This window comes from Photorhabdus luminescens subsp. luminescens, assembly GCF_001083805.1.
In the GTDB taxonomy this organism is placed as follows: Bacteria; Pseudomonadota; Gammaproteobacteria; order Enterobacterales; family Enterobacteriaceae; genus Photorhabdus; species Photorhabdus luminescens.
Genome location: NZ_JXSK01000008.1, coordinates 267,793 through 279,974, shown reverse-complemented (window position 1 = coordinate 279,974; position 12,182 = coordinate 267,793). Strand labels below are relative to the sequence as shown.

The 12,182-nt window shown below is 44.4% G+C and carries 7 protein-coding genes and 1 pseudogene; 3 read left to right on the top strand and 5 right to left on the bottom strand.

Annotation, left to right across the window (positions count from 1 at the left end; all coding sequences use genetic code 11):
* Nucleotides 1-520: 520 nt before the first annotated feature.
* From TI10_RS25260 to TI10_RS18185, 5 genes and pseudogenes are all read right to left on the bottom strand, one after another.
* Nucleotides 521-887, bottom strand: a pseudogene (locus TI10_RS25260) (type VI immunity family protein); the annotation flags it as partial.
* A gap of 37 nt (nucleotides 888-924) precedes the next feature.
* Nucleotides 925-2,076: a DUF3396 domain-containing protein gene (locus tag TI10_RS18200; protein ID WP_049584790.1), complete on the bottom strand. Its 1,152-nt coding sequence runs from the start codon at nucleotides 2,074-2,076 to the stop codon at nucleotides 925-927.
* 15 nt (nucleotides 2,077-2,091) lie between these two features.
* Nucleotides 2,092-3,450, bottom strand: coding sequence for a VRR-NUC domain-containing protein (locus TI10_RS18195; protein WP_049584789.1), 1,359 nt, complete (start codon nucleotides 3,448-3,450; stop codon nucleotides 2,092-2,094).
* A gap of 2 nt (nucleotides 3,451-3,452) precedes the next feature.
* Nucleotides 3,453-5,570: a type VI secretion system tip protein TssI/VgrG gene (gene tssI / locus TI10_RS18190; RefSeq protein WP_049584788.1), complete on the bottom strand. Its 2,118-nt coding sequence runs from the start codon at nucleotides 5,568-5,570 to the stop codon at nucleotides 3,453-3,455.
* 599 nt (nucleotides 5,571-6,169) lie between these two features.
* Nucleotides 6,170-6,910, bottom strand: a complete 741-nt coding sequence (locus TI10_RS18185) for an SDR family NAD(P)-dependent oxidoreductase (protein WP_049584787.1) — start codon at nucleotides 6,908-6,910, stop codon at nucleotides 6,170-6,172.
* 1,528 nt (nucleotides 6,911-8,438) lie between these two features.
* Here TI10_RS18185 and astC point away from each other — a divergent pair.
* The 3 genes from astC to astD are packed head-to-tail and all read left to right on the top strand — an operon-like array spanning nucleotide 8,439 to nucleotide 12,178.
* Nucleotides 8,439-9,647, top strand: a complete 1,209-nt coding sequence (gene astC / locus TI10_RS18180) for an aspartate aminotransferase family protein (protein WP_049584786.1) — start codon at nucleotides 8,439-8,441, stop codon at nucleotides 9,645-9,647.
* Between the two features lie 21 nt (nucleotides 9,648-9,668).
* Entirely contained in the window at nucleotides 9,669-10,700 is a 1,032-nt protein-coding gene (gene astA / locus TI10_RS18175) for an arginine N-succinyltransferase (RefSeq protein WP_049584785.1), read from the top strand.
* 2 nt (nucleotides 10,701-10,702) lie between these two features.
* Nucleotides 10,703-12,178, top strand: coding sequence for a succinylglutamate-semialdehyde dehydrogenase (astD, locus tag TI10_RS18170; RefSeq protein WP_049584784.1), 1,476 nt, complete (start codon nucleotides 10,703-10,705; stop codon nucleotides 12,176-12,178).
* Nucleotides 12,179-12,182: the final 4 nt, after the last annotated feature.

The window sequence follows — 12,182 nt, the reverse complement described above, 5'->3', positions numbered from 1 at the left end:
TACTGATATAGTCAGCAGTTCTGAATAATTTAATCTTGATATAATAATCCGGTATATATTATTTATACCGGATTTTTTATTATTTTCGGAATTTAATCTAAGTCTAATTTCTTGCTATATAAAAATATATTTAATTGTGTGATATTGGTTTTTATGAATAATTAATATAAAGCATGAAAATAGTCATATTTTTTTGGTGTTAATATAAATCGGTCAAAATATAATTTGGTTTAGCATGCATATATAATAAATACAGATAACGGCACTGCTTTTAGTGATGAAATTCAGTATTTGTTAATGAAAATTGCAGAAAATTAAAGGAAATGATTAAAAAATAGAAGCGAAAATGAAATATCTTATTTAGAATTACAAATTGATAGTTAAGATAAGACGCCGGATGGTTAATTTGTTGCAAACAATCTAAATATAACCCGTTTTTGTTGTCCTTTGAAACACCAATCCGCTCCGATTTTCGGGTTGAAATTAATATCCACCTCATCTTCATAGAAAACGGGATGTAGTCCCCACTGTCCGGTTCAAGTTGTTCACACGGAAAGTCCAGCCAGGCCATAAAGCGGGTCATACCATCCTGTTCTTTCAAATAATCCCAAGGCAGTGTCAAGCTTAGGTAAGAGCTATCATCGTCACCATCTATTTCTCTGGAATCCAGGTAACGCATCAGATAACGAGGTGCCTCATCTTCATTTTTGGCATCACTGACCACCCAACCACAAGGCTGTTTTTTCTCCTGGGTGTAACCCTGTTTAAAAAACAGGGTGATAGAAATCCCAAGACGAGAAACGGTCAGCCCATCGCCATTGAGGAAGGTAAACGCGGTCAGCGGTCAGTTGTGATTTCAACTGGGCAAAGTAATCTACAGTTTCCATCATTTTCTCCGTGAATTATGAGGCGGTGGATAATTTGTTATTCCCACATATTTGCCGCTTCCCGTATCAGATGCCATACGGTTGTGCCCGTCTCTGCGCCTTCAACATCAAAAGCCGTCGCCCCCTGAGCAAAGAAGTACTGCTGACCCGGCAGGCTATCGGTTTGCCAGATCCCGCTGACCAGTGCCGGATGGTTACCTCTCAAAGGGGTCACTTGCAGCGGCCCACGGTCATAACGGGCATACCAGGCTAGGGTGGAAGTTGAATTAAAATGACCTTCACCATAGAAGTGCAATGAATGGCCTTCACGAGGTATCACCCGTATCGGACGTATCAGTTGGTTAATAGCAAAATAACTTTCCGGGACACTGCCCGGTAGCGGCGTTAAGTCCGGGTATTGACCGGCCCGGATCATCAGACCATTGGAGTAAGGCGTAATCACCACATCCGGGTAGAGGTGGCGGGCCAGCATATGTCGTATCCAGAATTCCCCCCCCAGTCGGTTTACAAAGCGTTTGGACAGCAGGGTGATCCAGTTAATGCCACGGATGGAGTGTTCATACTGTAATTTAGCTGTATGCACTGCGGAGTTCACTTGCAGGGAAGGATAACGTTGCGCTAGCTGGTACTCTAAAGGAAAGTAGTCATAGAAGTCGTTGGGTAATACCAAACAATAACCACAATCCCCACTGTCCGGTTCGAGTTGTTCACACAGAAAGTCCAGCCAGGCCATAAATCGGGTCATGCCCTCTTGTTCTTTCAGATAATCCCAGGGCAGTGTCAGACTCAGGTAAGAGCTATCATCGTCACCATCTATTTCTCTGGAATCCAGATAATGCATCAGATAGCGGGGAGCTTCATAGAGATTTCTAGCGTCACTGATATCCCAGCTAGAAAGCTGGTTTTTTTTCTGATTAAGAATACCCTCCTCAACTTTAACAATATTTTCCTGTGAATATTTCCTTAACCCTTTTAGCTCATGACGGTGAAAACGCAGGTAAGTGCCAAACTCTTCACGAAAGCGCCGGTAGCAGGTCAGAATGCGTTGCTTTTTCTCAAGGGTGTAACCCTGTTTAAAAAACAGGGTGATAGAAATCCCAAGACGAGAAACAGTCAGCCCATCGCCATTGAGGAAGGTAAATGCGGTCAGTTGTGATTTCAACTGGGCAAAGTAATCTGAAGTATCCATATTCTCTCCGTTAATTTATGAAGCGGTGGCGAATGTCACACTCGCCAATATTGCCAGGACGGCGGTTAACGCGGCGGCGCTAACTGCGGCAGCGGCAGCTAAAATTTCCACCAGTGCAATCAGCGCGGCAGCGACGGCAACGGTGACCAGGATAACAACGGCAACACCGGCAATAATTACAACTAATTCCAGCATGCCTTCACCTACCTCTTTTAATATTTGCATCCAGCTAATGTTTTTTAGCTCTTCCAGGGTGATATCTGAGCCTTGTTGCACGGTTTGCCACCGGGCTTTTATCTCACTCTCAGACCAGGTCACGATTTTCCCCGTTTGTTCATTAACCCAGGAAAATGCATAGCTGACTTGATGAGTGACCGGATCAATAATTTCTTCACACACCCACTTACCGGCTTGATTGAACCAGATACCAAACTGGGCAAGAAGCTCCCGGGTACTGTCGCGGACATAATTCAACCCGTTTTCAGCCAGACCCGCCACCTCCTGCCCGAGGACAACCCAGTCTTCATAGCTGGGTAAAAACGACCAGCGGGAAGTGCTGAGAAGCGGTGGATTTTTTGTCAGGGGTTGCGGAATGGTCCCCGGTACACCCTCTGCGGGAGGGGTGGGTAAAGCTCCATCATCAGGAGGCGAACCCGGTGGCAACGGGGCCAGTGGGATGGGGTTTTTATAGTGTTGGGAACCGGGTTGATAATGTTTTCGCCACGCTTCATCATACTGTTTTTGCTCCTCAGTGCGATTATCTATGACGCGCATTACACCAAAACGTTTTTCTGTCGCAATTAGCATATAATCCAATTCCTGATCTCTACTTAGATCATCCCCCGGAAATTTCACCTCAATCAACATTTTCAGATTATCAGGGTGCACAGAACCATCAAAGTAGGTGGCATTTCTGCCCGGCCAGCGAAGAGCCTCATCTTTAACCAGAATAATATCGGGCCGACGGATACCAACAACCCCAAATTTCTCCGCGTCTTCGGCAGAAGGTCGGGCAAACGGATTACTGGACTGCGGCAAATTACCACCATAACGCTGTTTAGAGTCTTGACTGGTCGCCAGCATGGGTAAAGGGACATCCTGCTCTCCTCGGATAGCAAACACCACTTCCGCTTTATAGGGCCATAGAAAGTCATGCTTAAGCTCCTCAACCTTAATCAACCCACTCATAATGACTTGATTAAGAAAGCGGATAGCCCCCAGTTTGGTAATAATCATTGCCGGCAGGCGCAGAGCGTATTCGGCTTTTCTCGCCAGATAACAGGGATCTTCATCAGCAGGAAAGACGCCTATTTCCATCGTACAGGTGATTGATGTGACAGCCGGGCACATCTTGCCGTTGTTGGATATTGCCATACTTATTCCTCCGTAAATTCCATAACATGCTCTACCGGTGTGTTATCACTGACCTGATATAAGGTTTGCTTCGGTTTAGGTGGGTTTTCTGGTGAACTCAGTTGCAGATTTTCTTCTGCCGCACTCTGTACCGTCATCGTTCTGCCCAGCGCGTCAGTTTTACCCGGGATGACCTGACCATCGCCAGTGGTAATGGTGTAGGGGACATCCACCAACGGCTTATCGCTTTGCTCGCTGAGCAAGGTATAGCGGGCGGAGTAATCAAACAACGCACCGGCGGATTTCTTGCCGGTGATATGGTCGGTCATCGTGATGCTGACCCCTTCGATACAGATATTGCCCATTGGATCAATGACTATCTGCCCGCCTGCGTTCCCAATGATGATTTGCCCGCTTTCAGAGTGCGCCGTGATATGTTTACCCACGGTGATTTGCTGGTTATCGGCGATGTTCAGTTGATGACTTTTACCAACGGAAACGGCTTGCTGACCTTTAATGGTCACCGTTTGATTTTGACCGACTTCAAGCGTCTGGAAGCCCTGCACGGCTTCATCATCATCGTTTTTAATTATCGCCGTGCGGTTATGCGCCGCTTCTGTTTTCTGGTCATGGCCTATCTGCGTGGTTTTATCCCAGAGAATCTGCATGTTCATATCCCGTTGAGCATGAATAAACACTTCCTCGCTTCCTTTATCATCCTCAAAGCGCAGTTCATTAAATCCCTGTCCCCGGTGAGTCCGGGTTTTAAAGGTGGTACGGGTTTTCTCCAGCGGTAAATTAAGCGGCGGGCGGTTGAGGCCGTTATAGGTGCACCCGGTCACAATCGGGCGGTCGATATCTCCGTTAAGATAGCTGACTATCACCTCCTGTCCGACGCGAGGGATCGCCATAAAACCGAAACCGTTGCCGTTCCAGCCCTGTGCCACCCGTACCCAGCAAGAAGCGCCGTCATCCGCTTTATCGTAACGGTTCCAGTGGAAATGAATCCGTATCGCGCCGTGTTCGTTCACATAAATCTCTTCGCTTCCCACTCCGACCACCGTGGCGACTTCATCACCGTCCGCCAGAGGTTTGTAGCGATAAGGCGGCCGCCAGTCCTGATGACCGGGAATAAAGGCGACCTCGTTTGTCAGGGTTGTCCCTTCGCCCCCGTCGTCTGACGCGACAGGTTGCCACCCATAATGCGTGACCGAGATCACCTGCCAGCGGGCGTTCATGGTTGCTATGGGATGGGATTGCAGGGTAAAAATTTTGCCCGGCCGAAGCCGGATGCAGTGGGTTTTGGCGGTACCGACTTTGCTGTAGTTTTGTAACTGCTCCAGCCGCAGTTGGGTGAAAGATTTTCCTTCCGCATCCCGCTGGAAACGCCCGTAACTTTCAAACACCGAATTGTACCCGCTATCGTCGTCGGCTTGCTTCTGATGCTCGAGCGAATATTTGGGGTTCAGAAAGTTATGGTCTTTCTGAACCGTGCCATTCGGGCACAGGTATTCGCCATAACTCCACTGGTACGCCGTGGTATCGGTCTCGTCGGTTTCAGGGTGAGTATTGTAAGTGAGCTGGATATCCGCCTGCATGCCCAGATGGCAATCACAGAACAACATCTGTTTTTCCTCAAACCAGAAGACCATGCCTTCTTCCGCCGCCAGTCGGCACCAAAAATCATAGGCCGATTCGCGTTTTTGCGTGGTGTATTCCCGTTCGGTATAGTGTTTATAGAGCGTATCGCGGACAAAGAGAATATGGTGCTCTTTCAGCAATTTGGTTAAGATTTCGGGTACGGACTGCCAATGGAAAATACGGCTATCCTGATTCAGCGTCATCAGCCACATTTCGGGGCGGATAGTGAAAATATAAAAAGTGCGACGGCCGTCGGTATTACCCTGTTCAGCACCGGCGATCAAACCATTAATGGTACGCTCGGCCACGCCATTACGAGTAATAGTCAAGGATGCGCGGCGACCCAGTTGTTCATTCAGGGGAATATCGTCACGTGAGCTCACCACCTTTAACGTCAGGCTATAAAGCTGTGATAACTCTTCCTGCAAGGTAAATTGCGATACCTGAAAAGTTGTCTGGGATAGTACGCCAATTCGGCAGGTGAAAACTAATCCATCCATATTTGAAATCCTACATAATTGAACCATTATCCTGAAACGGGGATAACGCCAGAGGCTATCAAGCGAGTCATTACATGCGGCTCTTTTAAATAGCGCCGGCCTGTTCCGCAGTAAAAAAATGACAGCGTAAAATCGCCATCATTTAATACGTGGCGTTAGCGAGAACAATAGACCGCGTCCAACTGAGTAGGATGGAGTGGAGACAAATAACAGAGAATTTCGCTCTCTCAATGTTATGACCACAAGATCACGATATTTATCATACGAACATAAAAAAACGTGACAAATATCACACAAAATGGCGAATTAATCCTTATCAATATAGGGAATGAATAAAAACCGCCGTCAATTTTCACCCGATGTGGAGGAAATATAACACCTCAAAAGCATCAGGATATTAATCCAAGTATATTTGGCTGGTGATAAATCAGATCGCAAAAACCGGACTCAGTTCCCTTCAAGTGATCGACTATTTCGAGATTTTATTTATTTCGATCTAAAAAGCTGATACGGACAAAGCGATAATAATCTCCTCGTCAGGCTTATTGCGGCTAAAGGAGGTCACTGTCTGCTTTGCCCAGTTTTAAGATACAGGCGGATCAACGTGCGCTATATCCACCATCAACGAGGTGATAGCTACCGGTAATGAAAGACGCATCCTGAGATAATAGGAAGCAAACTAGTGCTGCGACTTCATCTGGTGTTCCGAGACGTTTGATAGGATGATGTTTGATCATTTTTTGGACTGCATCGGTGTCGATCCTAGACATCAATGGTGTGTCGATGCAGCCGGGTCCGACGGCGTTAATTCGGACCCCGTGTTTTGCATACTCCAGCGCGGCAGTTTTTGTCATGCCTAGCAATGCGTGTTTGGTTGCTACGTATGCAATCGAGTTGGTGAGGCCAACATGACTTACGACCGAGCCCATGTTAACAATCGCGCCACCGCCGGAAGCCAACATCGCGGGGATCTCGTACTTCATTGAGTACAGCACACTATGCATGTTGATGTTGATGACCTGATGCCAATCATCTAACGGATAATCCACGGTTTGGTGGCGCAAGCCGGCTATCCCGGCGTTGTTGACTGCCAGGTGGAGTGCCCCAAAGGTCTCTACCGTTTGAGCTACTAAGCGCTCCACCGCGGATGCTTGGGTGACGTCGAGCTGAATGGCGATAGCATTATCAAGGTCATTGGCAAGGGCTTGAGCTGCGTTGCCGTTGATATCGGCCACGACAACTTTTGCGCCGTTTGCCGCTAGTCTGCGGCATATTGCAGCACCAATACCCATTGCGCCGCCGGTAACAATTGCCACCTTATCGTTAAAATCTAAAGTCATATTTTACTCCTGTAAATGATACAAACTAAGTTCATACAATCCTTAAACGTCGGGAGTATGAGCTTGGGATTGACGGCAAATAGTTTTTTTATTCTGCGGTATAGAACAAGGGATACATGTTCTCCGCGTCTGTGAATATCTTTCCATACCAGCCCGTGGTATATCTTGGTCTATTAGATAATCCAATGTTTTTAATAGGTGATCACATTAGCTTTAGTTTACGTTGATTTTTTTCTATTTATGTTAACGATATTATTTTGTTATCGTAAGATAACGCCTAATAAATTATTCTTTCACTTAATCTTATATTTTTTTATAAGTTGCCATGTTGGATAATTTTGTAAATAATAAATCGCATTTTGAATTAATATCATATCTATTGTTTAGAATATATAGCTTGTTTTTCAGCGGTTGTCAAAATTAAATTTTTATAATTACCGCTAACTTGTTTGGTTTATGTTTAAAAGTATTTTCTGGTTTCTAATGGTTTTATTTGGTACTAATAGAAAGAGAATGTAATATAATGTTATTTAGTGTTCATAAATAATAAATGTAGATAATGGTTCTGATTTTAATAATAAAGTTTAGTAAATAAAATTATTTGAAAAATAGGGAAAAATTAAATTTATTATTTTGAATGATAAATTGATGGTAAAGATGATTTCTATTATTTCAGCCATAAAGTAGTGAGTTTAAGATTTTGAATAGGGAGTTGGTAATCGGTTGTGATGGAGATGTTTTTTAATGCTAATATATTAAGAGATAATTAATTATTTAGCGATGGTGTGATTATTCGGTATGAATTTGGTTATCTGTTTTTTCCTATGTAAAAGTAAGATTGAGGAAAGTGATAATCGCTATTGAATAGTTTTCATTTGAAAAGACTTTACCTATTTCTCTAATCGCAATAGACAGGGATATTGTTGTCTGAAATTTAAGGGTATGTAGATATAGCCAATTTCCTTAACTGGGTAGTTAATTTTATATTAAGTTGTCGTTAGATTTTTCACTTATTTTGTTGTTTTGGTTATCGATTTTCTTTGGTTCTTGAAAATTAAATTCCGTCAAATTTTATTTTACATTTAAGTGGATAAATTTCTAACGTTATTAATGAATAATTATTTATTTATTCGTTTCATCTATAGGTAGTAGATTTAATTTATTCACTTTTTATTCGCTTTTTATTCATGTAAAGTGCATAAATTGTGCATAAAAATACTTTTTGGAACTTTGAACGAGATCAAAAAGTGTTTTTTTTGTGTATAACTTGTGTTGACTTTGTTAAGTGTGGACAACAGTATCTGTCTAGTGGCTGTGCAACTATTTTTAGGTAATAGTCATGGGATTAATAAGAATAATATTAAATAGATCCTGTAATTCTATTATTTTTAAGGCTTTTTAGGTTTCAGTTTGGTAAGCCTTTCTCTCGGAATACATTAATAAGTTTTATAAGTGTGAGACAAGAAATGATGCGGGGCATATTACTTTCTCTCGTCCATGTAATCTCTATTTTAAGGGGAAATGATCTATGTTAGAAAATGTCCAGAGAAGTTGGTTTGATCACTATATGGTGCCTTGTTTCTCTCCGGCTAAGTTCATACCTGTTCGGGCCAAAGGCTCGAAAGTATGGGATCAGGAAGGCAAGGAATATATCGATTTTGCCGGTGGAATTGCTGTTAATTCATTGGGCCATGCACATCCTGAATTAAAGGATGAGTTAATTTCTCAGATTGAGAAACTATGGCATATAGGTAATGGTTACACTAATGAATCTGTCCTAAAATTAGCAAAAAAACTGGTGGAAAATACTTTTGCTGATAAAGCGTTTTTCTGTAATTCAGGGGCGGAAGCTAACGAAGCAGCATTAAAGCTAGCCAGAAAATATGCCGCTGATAAATATGGAAAAAATAAGAGCGAGATTATTTCATTTAAAGATTCTTTTCATGGTAGAACATTATTTACCGTTACAGTAGGAGGGCAACCAAAATATTCACAAGATTATGCTCCTCTTCCGCAAGAAATTACGCATCTTCCTTATAACAATTTATCTGCGATCAGAGAACATATTTCTGAAAATACCTGTGCGGTTATTGTCGAACCTATTATCGGCGAGGGCGGTGTTATTCCCGCAGATCCTGCGTTCTTACAGGAATTACGCACTTTATGCGATCGTTTTCAGGCATTGCTTATTTTTGATGAAATTCAAACTGGGGTAGGCCGTACAGGATACCTTTATGCTTATCAGGAATATGGTGTTGAGCCTGATATTCTTACCAGCGCTAAAGGTCTCGGCGGCGGTTTTCCTATCGGCGCTATGTTAACAAAACAACATATTGCCGCGGTTTTTCAACCTGGAACGCACGGCACTACGTTTGGCGGTAATCCTCTGGCGGCGGCAGTTGCCGATAGGGTGGTTTCCATTGTTAATCAGGCGGAACTGCTCACTGGCGTTTTACAACGTCATGATTACTTTATGGATAAATTATCGAAACTGAATCAGCGTTACCAAATATTCAGTTGCTTGCGGGGTAAAGGGCTGCTTTTAGGCGCTGAATTAGATAAGGCTTGGCAGGGTAAGGCGAAACAATTAACTAACTTGGCAGCAGAGGAAGGATTAATTGCCTTGATCGCGGGTCCAGATGTGTTGCGCTTTGCGCCGGCATTAAATATCGACTTTTCTGATATCGATGAAGGTCTGGTTCGTCTTGAAAGCGCCATTATGCGGTTTGTAAGTTAATAGTAAATTGAAGGTGACGTTATGATGCTTTTCCGAGCTGTCCAGCATAGTGACTTAAATGGGGTTCAGGCTTTATCTGAACGCGCTGGTATAGGTTTGACATCTTTTCCCAATAACCTGGCGCAATTACGTTCACGTATTGCGCGTAGCGTTGATACTTTTGATGGAAAACTGACCAGAGCTCAGCAGGGATTCTTGTTTGTGCTGGAAGATACTAGCGTGAATCGTGTGGCGGGTGTCAGCGCCATCGAAGTGGCGGTTGGGCTGGAGGAGCCGTTTTATAACTTTCGGGTGCAAAAAACCGTTCGTTCATCACGTGAATTGGGAATTTATAAATCGATTGAAGCGTTAACTTTGGAACAAGATCAGACCGGTAACAGTGAATTGTGTACCTTGTTCCTCGATCCAGAATATCAGAAAGGAAAAAATGGGACATTTCTCTCCAAAGCCCGTTTTCTTTTTATCGCCGCATTTAGGGATATTTTTTCTAAAATTATATTCGCTGAAATGCGGGGGGTTGCAGATGAGCAAGGAAATTCCCCTTTTTGGAATTCATTGGGACAACATTTTTTTGGCATTCCTTTTTCCCAGGCAGATTATTTAACCGGTATTGGATCGAAAACCTTTATTGCGGAGCTCATGCCTCTTCACCCTATTTATATATCCTTATTATCGGCTGAGGCACAGAAGGTGATTGGGCAGGTTCATGAGAAAACAGTACCGGCGCGAGCAATTCTTGAAAAAGAAGGTCTTACCTATCAAGGCCATATCGATATTTTTGATGGCGGCGCTTTATTACAGGCTGAGATTGACCGGATACGCGCAGTAAAAGAGAGCCGTCTCGTTTCTGTCAGTAAAGCCGAATCTGTGACCAGAGATGATGGTGTTGCTTGCATCGTTGCCAATCAGCAGTTTAGTGAATTTCGGGCGCTGTTATTGAATGTGAAGGGTGACAGTAATGAACTTCTTTTAACAACCGCTGAGATGGAGGCACTTCAAGTCAGTGATGGGGAGCAGGTGCGACTCGTTAGTCTCTTTCCAAAGGAAAATTAAACATGAATTATAAAGCACATTACATTGGGGGAAAATGGATTGAGGGGCAGGGTGAGTCAATAACTAAATTTTCCCCGATAGATCAACAGATTCTGTGGCAGGCTAACAGTGCCGATGCTTCGCAAGTCAGAGCCGCTTGTCATGCTGCCCGCGAGGCGTTTTATGCCTGGTCGCATTTGCCCACCAGTGAACGGATTAAGGTCGTTCAGACGTTTGCGGCTTTATTGAATGAGGAGAAAGAAGCGCTCGCTCGTGTTATTAGTCAGGAAACCAGTAAACCGTTATGGGAAACTCGGACTGAAATACAATCCATGATAGGTAAAGCGGCTATTTCTATCGAAGCGTGGGAACAGCGTACCGGTGAGTCAGAAACGGTTATGCCTGATGGCCGTGCCTTACTGCGTCACCGTCCTCATGGTGTGATGGCGGTTTTTGGTCCGTACAACTTTCCTGGGCATTTACCTAATGGTCATATTATTCCTGCGCTCATTGCGGGTAATACGCTGGTGTTTAAACCGAGTGAATTGACTCCGATGACCGCGGAAGAAACGGTGAAACTGTGGGAAAAAGCGGGTTTGCCCGCAGGTGTGCTCAATCTGGTTCAGGGTGCGCGTAGTACCGGGACAGCATTGCTGGAGGATAAGCAGATTGATGGCGTGCTGTTTACGGGGAGCGCCAATACTGGCTTTCACTTTCACCGTGTGCTTGGCGGTCAACCAGAGAAGATGCTGGCGCTTGAAATGGGGGGAAACAATGCATTGATCGTTGATGCTTGCGACGATATTGATGCCGCTGTTTACACCATTGTGCAGTCAGCATTTATCTCCTCCGGTCAACGTTGCACCTGTGCCCGCAGATTGTTGGTAAAAAATGGCTCACATGGCGATGCGGTGATTAAGCGTCTGGCGGCGGTGACAAAGCGGATCGTACCATCCCATTGGGATGCCCAACCTCAACCGTTCATTGGCGGAGTCATTTCTCTACAGGCTGTGCAGAATCTATTAGAAGCTCAAGATCGGCTACAAAAACTTGGCGGCATCTCTTTAGTTTCGCTGGAGCAACGCGATCCGCAATCAACATTACTGACGCCGGGGATTATTGATGTTAGCCAAGTCGCTGATGTTCCTGATGAAGAGTATTTCGGGCCTCTGCTCATGCTGATGCGTTATGACACATTTGATGAAGCGCTGGCGATCGCCAATAACACCCGCTTCGGATTGGCTACCGGTTTAATTTCACCGGATGCGGCCCTGTTCCAACGCCTGTTGGAAGATGCCAGAGCGGGCATTGTGAACTGGAATAAGCCGTTAACCGGGGCTTCCAGTAAAGCGCCTTTTGGCGGTGTTGGCGCGTCAGGAAACCACCGGCCTAGTGCTTATTATGCTGCCGATTACTGTGCCTGGCCTATGGCATCCTTGGTTGCCGACGAACTCACTTTACCTGAAACGCTTGCGCCGGGAATCTGCTTCCCTGATTAACCGT

Excerpts from the sequence above, each read along its gene's own strand:
- TI10_RS18195 (WP_049584789.1), bottom strand. The coding sequence starts at position 3,450 with ATGGCAATATCCAACAACGGCAAGATGTGCCCGGCTGTCACATCAATC.
- astC (WP_049584786.1), top strand. The coding sequence starts at position 8,439 with ATGTTAGAAAATGTCCAGAGAAGTTGGTTTGATCACTATATGGTGCCT.
- TI10_RS18200 (WP_049584790.1), bottom strand. The coding sequence starts at position 2,076 with ATGGATACTTCAGATTACTTTGCCCAGTTGAAATCACAACTGACCGCA.
- TI10_RS18185 (WP_049584787.1), bottom strand. The coding sequence starts at position 6,910 with ATGACTTTAGATTTTAACGATAAGGTGGCAATTGTTACCGGCGGCGCA.
- tssI (WP_049584788.1), bottom strand. The coding sequence starts at position 5,570 with ATGGATGGATTAGTTTTCACCTGCCGAATTGGCGTACTATCCCAGACA.
- astD (WP_049584784.1), top strand. The coding sequence starts at position 10,703 with ATGAATTATAAAGCACATTACATTGGGGGAAAATGGATTGAGGGGCAG.
- astA (WP_049584785.1), top strand. The coding sequence starts at position 9,669 with ATGATGCTTTTCCGAGCTGTCCAGCATAGTGACTTAAATGGGGTTCAG.